Genomic DNA, 15,087 nt, shown 5'->3' with positions numbered 1-15,087 from the left:
CTTTCGCGGAGTCACACGTCACACGTCTGCACGGAGACGGAATACCGGACGCACCGGATCGCTGATCGGCGCCTGGCGTCGCGCGCCGAGCGGCTCAGCTGCGGCCGGGGGTGTGCAGCCTCGCGAGATAGGCGCCCGCGCGCACGGGCGCGCCGGCGCGATCGGTGAGCGAGACGACGACGGTGACGGCGGTCGCGAGAGGGATCGTCCATGCGGCCGGCTGGGCAAGGAGCGGCGCCGCGACTCCCACCCCGCCGACGGCGCTGTGCACGAGCAGGGCGACCCCGCACGCGACGGCGCCGGTGACCATCCCGGCGATCGCACCGCGGGCGGTCAGCCGGTCCCACCAGATCGCGAGCAGCAGCACCGGCGACAGGGCGGATGCCGCGAACACGAACACGGCGCCGACCGAGGCCACGAGCCCCGCCGGCTGCGTCAGGAGCGCGATGGTGAGGGGGACGAGCGCGACGAGCAGCGCCGACAGTCGGAACGAGCGGACGGACCCGCTGAAGACGTCCTGGCTGATGACGCCCGCGAGCGAGACGGTGAGCCCCGCCGAGGTCGCGAGGAAGGCGGCGAAAGCCCCCGCGACGACGAGGGCGGTGAGCAGCTCGCCGACGAACCCGGGGAAGACCCGGGTCGGCAGGACGAGTGCGACGGTGTCGGCGACGCCGGGCCGCGCCAGATCGGGCGCCACGATCCGGGCGAGCAGGCCGATCACGCTCGAGACGGCGTAGAAGACGCTCACCATCACGATGACGAGGATCGTCGTCCGCCGCGCCGAGCCGCCGGTGGGGCTCGTGTAGAACCGGACGAGCACGTGCGGGAGCCCCATGGTGCCGAGCAGCAGCGCCAGCAGCAGCGAGCCCGCCGCGTAGGCATCCAAGCCTGCGGGTCCCGCCTCGGCGGGGAACACGACGAGCGGATCGATCTCGCGCGCTCCGCCGCCGACGGCGAACGCGATGAGCACGGCGGGTACGAGCAGCGCGGTCAGCTTCAGCCAGTACTGGAACGCCTGCACGTAGGTGATCGCCCGCATCCCGCCGGCTGCGGCCGCGGCCGCGACGAGCACCGCCACGAGCACGGCGCCGACCCACGGCGGGATGTCGGCGACGACCTGCAGCGTGATCCCCGCGCCGTGGAGCTGCGGCACGATGTACAGCCACCCGATGAGCAGGCAGGCGACGCTCGTCACCCGGCGCGCGCGTCGCGAGTCCAGCCGCGCCTCGATGAAGTCGGGGATCGTGTACGCGCCGCTGCGTCGCAGCGGCGCGGCGACGAACAGCAGCACGAGCAGGTATCCGGCGGCGTAGCCGATGGGGAACCAGAAGCCCTCCGACCCGCTCAGCAGCACCAGCCCCGACAGTCCGAGGAAGGTGCCCGCAGAGAGGTACTCCCCGCTGATCGCCGAGGCGTTCCAGACCGGCCTCACGGTGCGGGATGCCACGAAGAAGTCCCCCGTGGTCCGTGAGACCCGCAGGCCGTAGACCCCGATGAGCGTCGTCGCGCCCACGACCAGCGCGACGGCGACGAGATCGAGGACGGCGTTCACCGTTCGTCCTCCTCGCGGAGCGCGCGGTAGCGCCGCTCGTTGCGATTCGCGCCGCGGACGTAGAGGATCGCGAACCCCGCGATCGCCGGATAGAACCCGAACGCGTGCAGCAGCCACGACAGCGGCACGCCGAACCACACGATCCCGTCGAGCTCGGGGATCAGCGTGAGCGCGCCGTACAGGACGAGCACCACGACGACGAAGCCGAAGAGCGTGCCGAGCGCGAGGCGCAACTGCGACCGGCGCAGCGCCCGCGCGTAGGCCGCCTCGACGTCGTCGACAGGTGCCCCCGGCAGGGCGATCCCGCGCGTCGGTGCGCCGGGCCTGCCGGCGCCCGCCGAGACGCGGACGCGGCCCGCGCTCACGCGCCGCCCCGGCCGATCAGCGCCTCCCGCACGAGCGGCGCGAAGCGGCGGCTGACGGGGAGTGCGGTGTCGCCGACCCACACGGCGGGTTCGGCACCCGAGAGGCGGACCTCGGTGACGGATGCCGCACGCACGAGGAACGAGCGATGTATCCGGACGAAACCGGCGTCCGCCCAGCGCGTCTCGAGCTCCGAGATCGGGATGCGGACGAGGTGCCCCGCGTCGCCGTCGGTCTGCAGCCTCGTGTAGTCGCCCTCGGCCCGCACCCAGCGGACGTCGCGACGGTGCACGAAGCGGACGGTCGACCCGACCGTGACGGGCAGGACCTCATCACCGTCCGCGGGCGGGTCGGTCACGACGATCCGGTCGACGGCGCGGCGCAGGCGATCGGCGCGGACCGGCTTGAGCAGGTAGTCCAGGGCCCGCAGCTCGAACGCGTCGACCGCGTGCGCGTCGTCGGCGGTGACGAACACGATCGCGGGCGGACGCGCGAGTGCGCCCAGAGCGGCGGCGAGGTCGAGGCCCGCCAGCCCCGGCATGTGGATGTCGAGGAAAGCGGCGTCGACCGCGTGCTCCGTCAGCAGCCGGAGCGCCTCGGCACCGGAGGAGGCGGTGATCACCTCGCCGATCCGCTCGTCCGCGCGCAGGAGGAAGGCGAGCTCGTCGAGCGCCGGCTTCTCGTCGTCGGCGACGAGGACGTCGATCACGGCGGTCACCTCAGCCCTGCCGAATCGTGATGCGGCTGCGACTTCGGCACGCGCATCCGCACCAGGGTACCGGCGCCCGTGTTCGTCTCGACGACGAGCCCGCCCTCCGCACCGTAGAGCTGTCGCAGGCGCGTGTCGACGTTCCGGAGCCCCACGTTCACGGCGTCGCCGGTGCGCGTCAGGAGCGCGTGCAGTTGGCCCGGATCCATTCCCGCACCGTCGTCCTCGACCGTGATCTCGGTGTGGGTCGCGGCATCCTCCGACGCGATGAGGATCGTCCCGCCGCCCTCCCCCGGCTCGAGCCCGTGCCGGACGGCGTTCTCGACGAGCGGCTGCACCGACAGGAACGGGATGACGGTGGCCAGCGTCTCGGGCGAGATCCGCAGCGTCACGGTGAGCCGGTCGCCGAAGCGCGCCCGCTCGAGCTCGAGGTAGGAGTGGATGCTGCGGAGCTCCTCCGCCAGGGTCGTGAACTCGCCCTGGCGTCGGAACGAGTAGCGCGTGAAGTCGGCGAACTCCAGCACGAGCTCGCGGGCGCGCGGCGGATCGGTCGTGATGAACGAGGCGATCGCGGTGAGGGCGTTGTAGATGAAGTGCGGCGAGATCTGCTGCCGGAGCGCACGCAGATCGGCTTCGGCGAGCGCGGCGCGCGAGGCATCCAATTCCCCGAGCGTCGCCTGCGCGGCGCACCACTCGGCGACCTCGCCCGCGGCGCGGACGAGCGCCGCCCGGACCGGTGCCGCGAACGCGACGAGCACACCCGCGACGGCACCGTCGACGCGGATCGGTGCGCCGACGGCCTCGAGCCCGTCCCCGCCCTCGGCGCGGGGGAAGACGCGGCGCTTGCCGGTCTCGGCGACCTGCGCCGCGATGCGGCGGGCCGCGGCATCCAATCCCTCGGACTGGCCGTCGCGCGCGACGATCACGTCGCCGACCACGAGGACCACGGCCGTGCTGCCGAGGACGGCCCGCAGGTGCCGCGCAGCGCGCGCGACGTCGGGGGTGTCGAGCCCGCCGCGCAGGTACGGCGCCGCGAGGCTCGCCTGGTGCAGCGCCCGGTAGGTGGCCTCCTCGGCCTCGCTGCCGAGCGCCCCCGCCCCGCGGGCGTAGCGGCGGGCGAGCAGCAGCAGCGCGGACAGCACGATGCCGCCGACCACGCCGAGCAGGGCGGCGAGGACGACGGCATCGGTCATGCGACGAGCCTAGATCCCGGGCGTCAGCAGCAGCGGGCGCCCGGGTTGCGGTCCTGGTCGTCCATCTTCTGGCGCCAGAACTGCCGCTCGGTCATCGGCTCCTCATCCGGGTGCACCCGGCGGTGGTGCGCGACGTACGTCGCGTACGCCGTGTCGCCCATGAGGGTCGTGACGTACCAGCGGATGCCGCGGCCCGCCCGCACGACGAGGTCGAGCATCGCCCGCATCGGCGTCACTGCGGCATCCGTCCGAGTACTCATCTCAACGCCTCTCAGTGCCGGTTCGCGGCGCGCTCGTCGGCGAGGATGGGCTCCCACTGCTTCTCGAGCTCGCGCTCGGAGGCGGTGCCGATGAAGCCGGCGGGAGCGAAGCGGCGCGAGGGCACCGGCTCTTCCTCGTGGTTCTCGCCGCCGCCGCGACGGATCGCGGCGATCGTGACGATCACCGCGGCGATGATCACGATGATGGCGAGGACGACGAACACGATCGACAGGGTGCCCTGCACGAAGGTGTTGCGGATCACGGCCTCCATGACCTTCGGCTCACCGAGCTCGGTGTTCCCGGCGGCGAGCGCGTCGCGGTAGCGGAAGTGGTTCGACCAGTATCCGATCGCCGGGTTCGGCGAGAAGATCTTGTACGCCGAGGCGGTGATCGTCACGACCGCGGCGAACGCGAGCGGCAGCGCGACGATCCACAGCCACCGCACGTACGACGGGCCGCGCTTCGCGATGATCGCGAGGACCACGGCGAGCGCGATCGCGGCGAGCAGCTGGTTCGCGATGCCGAACAGCGGGAAAAACGTGTTGATGCCGCCGAGCGGGTCGGTGACGCCGAGGATGAGGATCGCTCCCCAGCCGGCGACCATGATCGCCGTCGTGATCCAGACGCCCGGACGCCACGAGACGTCGCGGAACTTCGGGACCCAATGGCCGATCGAGTCCTGCAGCATGAAGCGCGCGACGCGGGTACCGGCATCCACCGCCGTGAGGATGAACAGGGCCTCGAACATGATGGCGAAGTGGTACCAGAAGGCCATCATCGCGGGGCCCCCGAGGGCCTGCTGCATGATGTGCGCGAGACCGAGCGCGAGGGTCGGCGCACCGCCGGTGCGCGAGACGATCGACTCCTCGCCGACCGCGGCGGCCGTGCTCGTGAGCATGTCGGGGGTGAGGTTCACCCCGGTGATGCCGAGCGAGTTCACGAAGGCGACCGCGCCCTCCACGCTGCCCTGCGTGGCCGCGGCCGACGCGTTCATCGCGTAGTAGATGCCCTGGTCGATCGAGATCGCGGCCACGAGGGCCATGATCGCGACGAAGGACTCCATGATCATGCCGCCGTAGCCGATGAAGCGCGTCTGGCGCTCCTTCTCGACGAGCTTGGGGGTGGTGCCCGACGAGATGAGCGCGTGGAAGCCCGAGAGGGCGCCGCAGGCGATCGTCACGAACAGGAACGGGAAGAGGGGACCTGCGAACACCGGCCCGGTGCCCTCGAGCGCGAAGTCCGTGACGGCGGGGACGGTGATCTCGGGGCGGACGAGGACGATCGCGCCGGCCAGCATCACGATGACGCCGATCTTCATGAAGGTCGAGAGGTAGTCGCGGGGGGCGAGCAGCAGCCAGACCGGCAGGACCGCGGCGATGAAGCCGTAGATGATGATGCCCCACGCGATGACGCTGCGGTCGAGGTGCAGGTACTCCTGGCCCCACGCGGTCTCGGCGACCCAGCCGCCGGCGATGATCGCACCGATCAGGAGGACGAAGCCGATGATCGAGACCTCGGTGACCTTGCCGGGACGCAGGTAGCGCAGGTACAGGCCCATGAACAGGGCGATCGGGATCGTCATCGACACCGAGAAGACGCCCCAGGGGCTCTCGCCGAGCGCGTTGACGACGACGAGCGCGAGGATCGCGACGATGATCAGCATGATCAGCAGCGACGCCACGATCGCGGCGGTGCCGCCGATGCGGCCGAGCTCCTGTCGGGCCATCTGGCCGATCGTCCGGCCGCCGCGGCGCATCGAGAAGAAGAGGACCGTGTAATCCTGCACGGCACCGGCGAGCACGACGCCGACGATGATCCAGATGGTGCCGGGCAGGAACCCCATCTGCGCGGCGAGCACGGGACCGACGAGCGGGCCGGCACCGGCGATGGCGGCGAAGTGGTGCCCGTAGAGCACGCGCCGGTCGGTCGGGACGTAGTCCTTGCCGTCCTGCTTGACCTCGGCGGGCGTGGCGCGACGGTCGTCGGGCCGCAGCAGGTGCTTCTCGATGACCTTCGAGTAGAAGCGGTAGCCGATGAGATAGGTGGCGACGGCCGCGAACACGAACCAGATCGCGTTGACGGTCTCGCCGCGGACGATCGCGAGCATCGTCCAGCCGAGACCGCCGGCGAGCGCGACCAGCGCCCAGATGACGATCTTCAACGGCGTCCAGCGGCCGTCCTTGGTCTTCTGCTCCTCGGTGAGGGCGACGGGGGGAAGCGAGGGATCGGGTTCGAGCGTGGCGGCCTTGCCACGGCGCGACGGTGCAGACATGGGGCGACTCCTTCGGGCGCGTCTTTGCGTACACGTCAGGGTAGGAAGAGGGATGCCGCGGCCCGGGGCGCACGAGGAGCGCATGCGACGAGCGGCGCGGCCCGTGCGACGAACGGCGCGGTGCCCGGTTGTCCAGTCCTGGCGGCGAGACGTTCGGGACGCTTACGGTTGACCCACACGACAGAGGGAGTCCCCGTGGCACACGACGCCGCACCGACGGTCACGCGCAACGACGAGAAGAACCGCTACGAGATCCAGGTCGACGGAGCGGTGGCCGGGTACACCCTCTTCACCGTGGACGCCGCGGGTCGAACCGTGATGCCCCACACCAAGGTCGACCCCGCTTTCAAGGGCCAGGGCCTCGGCTCGACCCTGGTCGCGGACGCGCTCGCCGATCTCGCTCGTCGCGGCGACGAGGTCGTGCCGCAGTGCCCGTTCGTCGCGGGCTACCTCGCAGAGCACGACGTCCCCGGCCTCACGGTCGCCTCGCCCGACGCGGAGTGAGGGATGACCCGCCTCGACGCCGACCCGACCGAGACGGTCGACGCCCCGGCATCCTGTGACGGTCCGAGGGCGCTTCTGCTGACGGCGCGCGAGGTGCCCCTCGGCGGGGTCCGCGGCATGCAGGTGCACCGTGCTCTGCCGCAGCGCGAGCTGCCGATGGTCGGCGCGTGGTGCTTCCTCGACCGGTTCGGACCCCAGGTGACGACGATGCGCGTCGAACCTCATCCGCACATCGGGCTGCAGACGGTCACGTGGCCCTTCGCCGGTGAGACCCGCCACCGCGACACGATCGGCTCCGACGTCGTCATCAAGCGCGGGCAGCTGAACATCATGACCAGCGGTGCGGGCATCGCCCACTCCGAGTACTCGATGGGCGACGAACCGACGGTCACCGACGCCCTTCAGCTGTGGGTGGCGCTCCCCGAGTCGCGTCGCCACGGCGGGCCGGACTTCGAGCGGCACACCGACCTGCCGGTCGTCGACCTGGGCGACGGTGCGGCGGCCGTCGTCGTGGTCGGCGAGCTCGCCGGCATCCACTCTCCTGCCACGATGTACACGCCGATCGTCGGAGCGGAGGTCTTCATCCCCGCCGGCGCCCGCGTGCGGATCCCCCTGAACCCGGCGTGGGAGCACGCCCTCGTCGGAGTGGACGGCTCTCCCGTCGTCCATGCCACCGACGAGGAGTCGGTCGGTCTCGGCGACCACGACCTGCTCTACCTCGGCCTCGCGCGCGAGGAGATCGAGGTCGAAGCGCCGACCGACGTCACCGTCTTCGTGCTGGGCGGGGAGCCCTTCGAGAGCGACATCGTCATGTGGTGGAACTTCGTCGGGCGCAGCCACGACGAGATCGTCGCGGCTCGCGAGGAGTGGGAGGCCGACTCGCCGCGCTTCGGACACGTCGTCACCCACGGCGACGAGCGCATCCCGGCGCCGCCCCTGCCGACCGTCCGCCTCACGAAGCGTCGCCGGCGGCTCTAGTCCTTTTGCACGGCCGGACCGGCTCCCGCCGCGGATAGCCTTGGATCCGTGGCCCGAAACCCCCTCCTCCCCACGCCGTCCTGCTCGTGTGCGCGGCGCTCGGGGTCGCGACGGGCCTCCTCGGCGGTGTCGCGGGAGCCCTCACGCCGCTCGTCCTCGCGGCGGCACCGTGGGCGTACGGACTGGTGCTCGGCTCGCATGTGCTGCCCGGGATCATCGCGCAGCAGGTGTTCCGGATGCCGCTGGTCGCCCTCACGACACACGTCCTCGCTGCCCTCGTCGCCAGCGCCGTCAACCCCGCGTGGATCGCTCGCTTCGTCGGCACCGCGCTCCTGTTCGGTGCGATCCAGGAGGGTGTCGCCGCCCTCACCCGCTACCGCTCGTGGGGAGCGTGGCGCTTCTTCACCGCCGCGCTCGTGATCGGCATCGTCGTCGCGGCCGTCGTCTTCTTCGCGGCGAACCTCGGCACCCTGGCGCTGTGGGCGCAGATCGCCTACCTCGTCATCGCCCTCGCCGGTCCGGTCGTGTGGACGGCCGCGGGACTCGGCGTCGGCGAACGCCTGCGCCGCGCCGGCGTGGCGCGCGGAGTCAGGGCCGGCTGACGTGACCGATGACCGGGCGCCGCTGCTGCATCTGCGGGGCGTCGCGATCACCCATGAGGGAGCGGATGCTGCGGCCCCGGCATCCGTCACCTTCGACGTCGCGGCCGGCGAGGTCGTCCTGCTGCTGGGCCCCAGCGGGTCGGGCAAGTCCACGCTCGCCCTCGCGACCGACGGCCTGATCCCGCAGGCCGTCCCGGCGCGGCTCGAGGGGGCCGTCGCGGTGCGCGGTCTGTCCACGCGCGAGACACCCGTCGCAACGCTCGCGCGTCACGTCGGCATGGTCTTCCAGGACCCCGACACGCAGCTGGTGACGGGGAGCGTCTTCGATGAGGTCGCCTTCGGTCCCGAGAACATGCGGATGCCGGTCGTCGAAGTGCTGGCCCGCGCCGAGCGCGCGCTCCGTCAGGTCGGCCTGTGGGATCGGCGCGGCGAGAACCCCGATCGGCTGTCGGGCGGCGGCAAGCAGCGGCTGGCGATCGCCTGCGCGCTGGCGATGGGGTCGGAGCTGCTCGTCCTCGACGAGCCGACGGCCAACCTGGACCCGGCCGGCATCGAGGACGTGTACGCGGCGCTTCACGACGTCGCCGCCGACGGCCGATCGATCCTGCTCGTCGAGCACAACCTCGACGCGGCCGCCGGTCTGGCCGATCGGATCGTCGTGCTCGACGCCGACGGTCGGACGGTCGCCGACGGCGGGGTCGACGAGGTGCTGCGCGAGCGGGCGGAAGAGCTCGAGGCGCTCGGCGTCTGGCTTCCCGTCTCGACGATGGCTGCACTCGCGCTGCGACGGGCGGGCTGGGACCTGCCACGGCTGCCGCTCACCCCTGCGGAACTGACCGAGGCGCTTGAGGCTGCCGAGGCGCCGGTGGGCCGGAGCGGCGGACCGTTCTCCGGATCGATGGGTCGTTCTGCTCCCGATGACGCGCCGTCAGTGGCATCCGTCCGGAGTACGGACCACGCGGCGATCGAGGTGCGGGGACTGACCCTCCGGCGCGGGCGCCGGACCGTGCTGCACGACATCGACGTGACCGTCGGGGCAGGCGAGTTCGTCGCCGTCATCGGTGCGAACGGGGCGGGGAAGACCACACTCGTGCAGGCGATCGCGGGCGTTCTCACCCCGCCCCGCGGAACGGTGCGGGTCGGTGGTGCGGACCCGGCTGCCATCGCCCTCCGCGATCTGTCGCGGCGGATCGGCTTCGTCTTCCAGAACCCCGAGCACCAGTTCATCGCGCACACCGTCTTCGACGAGCTCGCCCACGGGCTGCGCCGCCGCGGCCTCTCGGACGACGAGGTGCGCGAGCGGACGATCGCGATGCTCGAGCGGTTCGGTCTCGCGGGCAAGTCCGAGGTGCACCCGTTCCTCCTGTCGGGTGGTCAGAAGCGGCGGCTCTCGGTCGGGACCGCGCTCAACGCGGGTGCGCCGATCCTCGCCCTCGACGAGCCGACATTCGGCCAGGACCGCGCCCGCGCCGACGAGCTGCTGCGCCTACTGCGCGACCTGAACGAGGTGGGTACGACGATCGTCGTCGTCACGCACGACATGCAGCTCGTCACCGAGTACGCCCATCGCGCGATCGTCGTCCACGACGGCCGGATCCGAGCGGATGCCGCCCCTGCCGACGTCTTCGCCGATGAGGAGCTGCTGCGCGAGACGGGACTGCGGCGCCCGCCCCTGCACCAGGCGCTGCGGGGCGTCACCCGGCATCCGTTCCTCTCCGGCGTCACCGCGCTCCGAGAGCTTCCCGCGCACGGCCCGCGCGGAGGACGCGCATGACCGCCGTCGCGGACCCGTATGCGCCGGGCACCGTCGGGCGGGGACTGCTGAGCCGCATCGGCCCGCTGGCGAAGCTCGCGGCGCCTCTTCCGGCGATGATCGCCCTCGTCTTCGCCCGCGACCTCGCCACCCCGCTCGTGTTCCTCGGGATCGCGTACACGCTGATCCTGTTCGGAGCCCGCCTCTCCGCTCGCCTCATCGCACTCCTGCTCCTCGTGCCCGTGGGGGCGGCGATCCTGGGACTTTCGCTGGGACTGTGGGTCGACCCCGCCCTGGTCGCGGACACGCCCGCCCTTCTCACTGCCGGTGCCTGGACGCTCCGCGCCGGCGCCGTGGAGGTCGGCCTCGCGACGGGTGCGCGTCTGGCCGCGATCCTCGCGCTCGGCCTCGTCGCCGGGCTCACCACGACCGGCCCCGACCTCGTGCGCGCCGCCGTGCAGCAGCTGCGCGTGCCGTACCGCATCGGGTACGCGGCGCTCGCGGCGATTCGCTTCGTGCCGCGGTTCGGGTATGAGCTTGAGGTGATCCGGCAGGCGCACCGGGTACGCGGTGCACACGGCGGCCGTGGACCGTTCGCGACGATCGGCCGCTGGGCGGGCTACGTCGTGCCGCTGCTCGCCGGGGCGATCCGGCACGCGGAGCGCGTGGCCCTCGCGATGGACGCCCGCGCCTTCGGCGCCCATCCCGATCGCACCGAACGCCACCTCGTCCCGTGGCGCAGGCGCGACACCGTATTCGTCCTGGTGTTCTGGGCGGTCTCGGCGACGATCCTCGCGGCGCTGTTCCCCTGGGGGCTCTGACCCGACCGATCGGGTGAAATCGGGTCTCGTGCGGCGCGGAACTCCGGTGCTACTGTGAGGCACCCTTCCCGCGAGGCCGGCACTCCCGAGGCCGCCGACCGCACCCCGCGCGGGGGCGTTTCGCGTTTCTGAGGAGGCCCGCGTGACCACGACACCCGTTCACCTGACCCGGCCGGACGGCAAGGGTCTCGCCGCCGGCACTCTCGGCCTCTGGGGCTCGACCGTCATCGGTCTCGCGTCGACCGCGCCGGTCTACTCGCTCGTCGCGACGCTCGGCTACGTCGTCCTCGCCGTCGGCGGCCAGGCACCGATCGCGTTCGTCATCGCGTTCATCCCGATGCTGCTCATCGCCTTCGCCTACCGCGAGCTCAACAACGCGGTGCCCGACTGCGGGACGGCGTTCACCTGGGCGACGAAGGCCTTCGGGCCCTGGGTGGGATGGATGGGCGGCTGGGGCGTCGCGATCGCGGGCATGATCGTGCTCGCGAACCTCGCGCAGGTCGGTTCGATCTACTTCTGGGCTCTCTTCGGGCAGGAGTTCGAGGAGCAGAACGACTGGCGGATCATCGTCGTGGCCGTCGCCTTCATCGCGGCGATGACCTGGATCTCGTGGCGCGGCATCGAGATCGGCGAGCGCGTCCAGAACGTCCTGCTCGGCATCCAGTATCTCGCCCTCGTCGTCTTCGTCATCGCCGCACTCACCCAGTTCTTCACCTGGGGCGCTCCGGGCGCGACGCCCTTCAGCTGGGAGTGGCTGAACCCGTTCGCGTTCGGCGACTGGGGCGGGTTCGTCGAGGCGATCCTGCTCGCGATCTTCATCTACTGGGGCTGGGACACCTGCCTCGCACTCAACGAGGAGACGAAGGACCCGAAGCGCATCCCCGGGCTCGCCGCTCTGCTCACCTGCGTCCTCCTGCTCGTCACCTACGTCTCCGTCACGATCGCGGCGATGATGTACGCGGGCCTCGGCGACGAGGGCGGTGGGCTCGGAAACCCCGAGAATGCCGACGACTTCTTCCTCGGCATCCGCGACGGACTACTGGGCCCCTGGGGCTGGCTGCTCGTCGTGGCGGTCCTCATCTCGGCGGTGTCGTCCACCCAGACGACGATCCTGCCGACCGCCCGCGGCACCCTCGCGATGGGCGTTTATCGGGCGCTCCCCGCGAAGTTCAAGGACGTCCACCCCGACTACCGGACCCCGTCTTTCTCGACGCTCGTCATGGGCGTCGTCGCGATCGTCTACTACGTCGCGATGACGACCATCAGCGACGCCATCCTGCAGGACACGATCCTCTCGCTCGGCCTCGCAATCGCGTTCTACTACGCCCTCACCGGCTACGCCTGCGTCTGGTACTTCCGCGCCGATCTCTTCCGCTCCGCGCGCGACTTCTTCTTCAAAGGGCTGTTCCCGCTCCTGGGCGCGATCATGCTGACCTACGCGTTCATCCAGTCGGCGATCGACATGCTCGCCCCCGATTACAGCTACTACGGCACCCTCCTCGGGATCGGCTCGACGTTCGTCGTCGGCATCGGGGCGCTCGCGCTGGGGGCGGTCCTGATGGTCGTCTGGTTCTTCTTCCCGCGGGCGAAGCGGTTCTTCCGTGGCGAGAGCCTCAACCGCGACACCCCCGTCCTCGTCCCCGACGACACGAGCTCGCTCCCCCGTTCGATCGACGGCGGCATCTGACCGCCCGAAAGGAACCCGCATGCGCATCCTCATCATCGGCGCGGGCGGTGTCGGCAGCGCTGCCGCCCGCATCCTCCGCCGCCGCGACTTCTTCGAGGCCGTCGTCATCGCCGACTACGACCCGGCCCGCCCGCAGGCTCTCGTGGACGAGCTCGGCGACGAGCGCTTCGCCGCCGCGCAGGTGGATGCCTCGAACGCCGACTCCGTGGCATCCCTCCTCCGCGAGCACTCCGCCACGCACGTTCTCAACGCGGTCGACCCGCGGTTCGTCATGCCGATCTTCGACGGCGCGTTCGCGGCCGGGGCGACGTACCTCGACATGGCCATGAGCCTGTCGCAGCGGCATCCGGAGCGCCCCTACGAAGAGGTGGGCGTCAAGCTCGGCGACGCGCAGTTCGCGAAGGAGGACGAGTGGGCGGATGCCGGGCGCCTGGCGCTCGTCGGGATCGGCGTCGAGCCGGGTCTGTCGGACGTGTTCGCCCGCTACGCCGAGGACGAGCTGTTCGACGAGATCGACGAGCTGGGGGTCCGCGACGGCGCCAACCTCGTCGTCGCCGGCTACGACTTCGCGCCGTCGTTCTCGATCTGGACGACGATCGAGGAGTGCCTGAACCCTCCCGTGATCTACGAGGAGGGGAAGGGCTGGTACGTCACCGAGCCGTTCAGCGAGCCGGAGGTGTTCGACTTCCCCGACGGCATCGGACCGGTCGAGTGCGTCAACGTCGAGCACGAGGAGGTGCTCCTCATGCCGCGGTGGACGAAAGCCAAGCGCGTGACGTTCAAGTACGGTCTCGGCGACGAGTTCATCGAGGTGCTCAAGGTCCTGAACAAGCTCGGGCTCGACAGGACCGACCCGCTGACGGTGAAGGGCGTGCAGGTCTCGCCGCGCGACGTCGTGGCGGCAGCGCTCCCCGACCCCGCGACCATCGGCGACAAGATGAGCGGCAAGACCTGCGCTGGTGTGTGGGTCACGGGCACCGGCAAGGACGGGCAGCCGCGCTCGACCTACCTGTACCACGTGGCCGACAACGAGCAGACGATGCGCGAGGACAACTCGCAGGCCGTCGTCTGGCAGACGGCGATCAACCCCGTGATCGCGCTCGAACTGCTCGCCCGCGGTACCTGGTCGGGAACGGGCGTGCTCGGTCCCGAGGCGTTCGATGCCAAGCCGTTCCTCGAGCTACTCGCCGCGCCCCAGCCCGAGGGGTACGGCTCGCCGTGGGGCATGCGGGAGCAGCCGCATCCCGTCGCGAGCGACGCCTGAGCCGGGCGAGGTCTCGGGCGCAGGGGGCCTAGGTAGCGGCGAGGTCCCGATCCGGCCGGTAAGCGCGTGCGCACACCCGGCCCGATCGGGACCTCGAGTCCGGCTCAGGTCAGGTCGACGGCGACCGACACGCCCTCGGTCGCGGAGCGCTGCGCCGCGTCGGCGAGCAGCAGGGCGGCGCGGCCGTCGTCGAACGTCGGGCTCGCGGACTCCTCGCCGCGCACGAGCTTCAGGAACTCCGCGAGCTCGGCCCGGTACGAGGGGGTGTAGCGGGTGACCATGGATGCCTCGAACGGCGCACCGGCTGCGACGCCGTTCGCGTTCGACAGGCTCACGAGGCTCGTGCCCTGGTTGGCGACGGTGAGGTCGCCCTCGCTGCCGTAAACCTCGATGCGCTGGTCGTAGCCGGTCGTGCTGTGCCGCGAGTTGATGATCGTGACGAGCGCGCCCGAGGCGGACTTGAGGATCGCGGTCGTCGTGTCGAAGTCGCCGTGCTCGCGGGCGCCGTCGTCGAAGGTCGTCGTGCCGAAGGCGGTGACCTCGATGATGTCGGGAAGGAAGTAGCGCGCCATGTCGAAGTCGTGGATCGTCATGTCGCGGAAGATTCCGCCCGAGACGGCGACGTACGACGCCGGCGGCGCCGAGGGGTCGCGGCTGATGATCGTCAGCTGCTCGAGTCGGCCGATCTCGCCTGCCGCGACCCGGGCGCGCGCGGTGTGGAAGCCGGGGTCGAAGCGGCGGTTGAACCCGAGCGCGACGGGGACGCCGGCAGCGGCGACGACGGGGCGGAGCGCCTCGACGCGGTTGATGTCGAGGTCGATCGGCTTCTCGCAGAGCACCGGGATGCCGGCCTCCACCGCGGCACGGATGAGGTCGACGTGCGTGGGGGTCGGCGAGGCGACGAGCACCGCGTCGACCTCGCTCGAGGCGAACACCTCCGCCGGGTCGGTCGTGGTCTTCCCGCCGTACTGCGCGGCGAGGCGCTCGGCACCCTCGGTGAAGGGGTCGGCGATCCAGGCGAGCTCGGCGTCGGGTGAGGCGGCGATGCTCGCGGCGTGCACCTGACCGATGCGTCCGGAGCCGAAGAGTCCGAAGCGGACGGGGGTGGCGGTCATGTCGTTCCTGTTC

At 71.3% G+C, this 15,087-nt stretch carries 14 protein-coding genes; 7 read left to right on the top strand and 7 right to left on the bottom strand.

What is annotated here, in order from left to right; all coding sequences use genetic code 11:
- Positions 1-94: 94 nt before the first annotated feature.
- Genes ACIQLK_RS03425 through ACIQLK_RS03400 form a run of 6 tightly spaced genes read right to left on the bottom strand, consistent with a single transcriptional unit; the run spans position 95 to position 6,350 of the window.
- Positions 95-1,552, bottom strand: a complete 1,458-nt coding sequence (locus ACIQLK_RS03425; RefSeq protein ID WP_400362901.1) for a cation acetate symporter — start codon at positions 1,550-1,552, stop codon at positions 95-97.
- Positions 1,549-1,917 carry a heavy metal transporter gene (locus ACIQLK_RS03420; RefSeq protein WP_400362900.1) on the bottom strand — a complete coding sequence of 123 codons (369 nt, stop codon included), beginning with the start codon at positions 1,915-1,917 and terminating at the stop codon, positions 1,549-1,551. Before ACIQLK_RS03420 ends, ACIQLK_RS03425 begins: the two co-directional genes overlap by 4 nt.
- Positions 1,914-2,633 (bottom strand): LytR/AlgR family response regulator transcription factor, encoded by a 720-nt coding sequence (locus ACIQLK_RS03415; protein ID WP_400362899.1) that lies wholly within the window; start codon positions 2,631-2,633, stop codon positions 1,914-1,916. Before ACIQLK_RS03415 ends, ACIQLK_RS03420 begins: the two co-directional genes overlap by 4 nt.
- Positions 2,630-3,817: a sensor histidine kinase gene (locus ACIQLK_RS03410; RefSeq protein ID WP_400362898.1), complete on the bottom strand. Its 1,188-nt coding sequence runs from the start codon at positions 3,815-3,817 to the stop codon at positions 2,630-2,632. The genes ACIQLK_RS03415 and ACIQLK_RS03410 overlap by 4 nt, the downstream gene beginning before the upstream one ends.
- A 23-nt stretch (positions 3,818-3,840) precedes the next feature.
- Positions 3,841-4,077, bottom strand: coding sequence for a YbdD/YjiX family protein (locus ACIQLK_RS03405; protein ID WP_400362897.1), 237 nt, complete (start codon positions 4,075-4,077; stop codon positions 3,841-3,843).
- Positions 4,078-4,088: 11 nt separating this feature from the next.
- Positions 4,089-6,350: a carbon starvation CstA family protein gene (locus ACIQLK_RS03400; RefSeq protein WP_400362896.1), complete on the bottom strand. Its 2,262-nt coding sequence runs from the start codon at positions 6,348-6,350 to the stop codon at positions 4,089-4,091.
- A gap of 195 nt (positions 6,351-6,545) precedes the next feature.
- On the opposite strand from ACIQLK_RS03400, the gene ACIQLK_RS03395 reads away from it, so the two are divergent.
- The 7 genes from ACIQLK_RS03395 (at position 6,546) to ACIQLK_RS03365 (ending at position 13,959) form a co-directional block, all read left to right on the top strand.
- The gene (locus tag ACIQLK_RS03395) at positions 6,546-6,854 is read left to right on the top strand and encodes a GNAT family N-acetyltransferase (RefSeq protein ID WP_400362895.1); all 309 of its coding nucleotides are present in this window, start codon (positions 6,546-6,548) and stop codon (positions 6,852-6,854) included.
- A 3-nt stretch (positions 6,855-6,857) separates the two neighbouring features.
- Positions 6,858-7,832 (top strand): pirin family protein, encoded by a 975-nt coding sequence (locus ACIQLK_RS03390; RefSeq protein ID WP_400362894.1) that lies wholly within the window; start codon positions 6,858-6,860, stop codon positions 7,830-7,832.
- Positions 7,833-7,918: 86 nt separating this feature from the next.
- The gene (locus tag ACIQLK_RS03385; protein ID WP_400362893.1) at positions 7,919-8,434 is read left to right on the top strand and encodes an ECF transporter S component; all 516 of its coding nucleotides are present in this window, start codon (positions 7,919-7,921) and stop codon (positions 8,432-8,434) included.
- 1 nt (position 8,435) lies between these two features.
- The gene (locus ACIQLK_RS03380) at positions 8,436-10,208 is read left to right on the top strand and encodes an ABC transporter ATP-binding protein (RefSeq protein ID WP_400362892.1); all 1,773 of its coding nucleotides are present in this window, start codon (positions 8,436-8,438) and stop codon (positions 10,206-10,208) included.
- Positions 10,205-11,008, top strand: a complete 804-nt coding sequence (locus tag ACIQLK_RS03375) for an energy-coupling factor transporter transmembrane component T (RefSeq protein ID WP_400362891.1) — start codon at positions 10,205-10,207, stop codon at positions 11,006-11,008. Before ACIQLK_RS03380 ends, ACIQLK_RS03375 begins: the two co-directional genes overlap by 4 nt.
- 142 nt (positions 11,009-11,150) lie before the next feature.
- Positions 11,151-12,695, top strand: a complete 1,545-nt coding sequence (locus ACIQLK_RS03370; RefSeq protein WP_400362890.1) for an APC family permease — start codon at positions 11,151-11,153, stop codon at positions 12,693-12,695.
- A gap of 19 nt (positions 12,696-12,714) precedes the next feature.
- A complete protein-coding gene (locus ACIQLK_RS03365; RefSeq protein ID WP_400362889.1) occupies positions 12,715-13,959 on the top strand; it encodes a saccharopine dehydrogenase family protein in 1,245 nt (414 codons plus the stop codon).
- 104 nt (positions 13,960-14,063) lie between these two features.
- Here the strand turns inward: ACIQLK_RS03365 and iolG are convergent, their stop codons facing one another.
- On the bottom strand, positions 14,064-15,074 hold the full coding sequence (gene iolG / locus ACIQLK_RS03360; protein ID WP_400362888.1) for an inositol 2-dehydrogenase: 1,011 nt from the start codon (positions 15,072-15,074) through the stop codon (positions 14,064-14,066).
- Between the last annotated feature and the right edge of the window lie 13 nt (positions 15,075-15,087).

Source organism: Microbacterium sp. NPDC091382 (genome assembly GCF_044757025.1).
Taxonomy (GTDB): Bacteria; Actinomycetota; Actinomycetes; order Actinomycetales; family Microbacteriaceae; genus Microbacterium.
The sequence above is the reverse complement of the archived record's forward strand: the minus strand, read 5'-3'. Positions and strand labels throughout refer to the sequence as shown.

What these genes read in the sequence shown, in the direction of transcription:
- ACIQLK_RS03410 (WP_400362898.1), bottom strand. Translation starts at nt 3,817, where the DNA reads ATGACCGATGCCGTCGTCCTCGCCGCCCTGCTCGGCGTGGTCGGCGGC.
- ACIQLK_RS03400 (WP_400362896.1), bottom strand. Translation starts at nt 6,350, where the DNA reads ATGTCTGCACCGTCGCGCCGTGGCAAGGCCGCCACGCTCGAACCCGAT.
- ACIQLK_RS03375 (WP_400362891.1), top strand. Translation starts at nt 10,205, where the DNA reads ATGACCGCCGTCGCGGACCCGTATGCGCCGGGCACCGTCGGGCGGGGA.
- ACIQLK_RS03365 (WP_400362889.1), top strand. Translation starts at nt 12,715, where the DNA reads ATGCGCATCCTCATCATCGGCGCGGGCGGTGTCGGCAGCGCTGCCGCC.
- ACIQLK_RS03405 (WP_400362897.1), bottom strand. Translation starts at nt 4,077, where the DNA reads ATGAGTACTCGGACGGATGCCGCAGTGACGCCGATGCGGGCGATGCTC.
- ACIQLK_RS03390 (WP_400362894.1), top strand. Translation starts at nt 6,858, where the DNA reads ATGACCCGCCTCGACGCCGACCCGACCGAGACGGTCGACGCCCCGGCA.
- iolG (WP_400362888.1), bottom strand. Translation starts at nt 15,074, where the DNA reads ATGACCGCCACCCCCGTCCGCTTCGGACTCTTCGGCTCCGGACGCATC.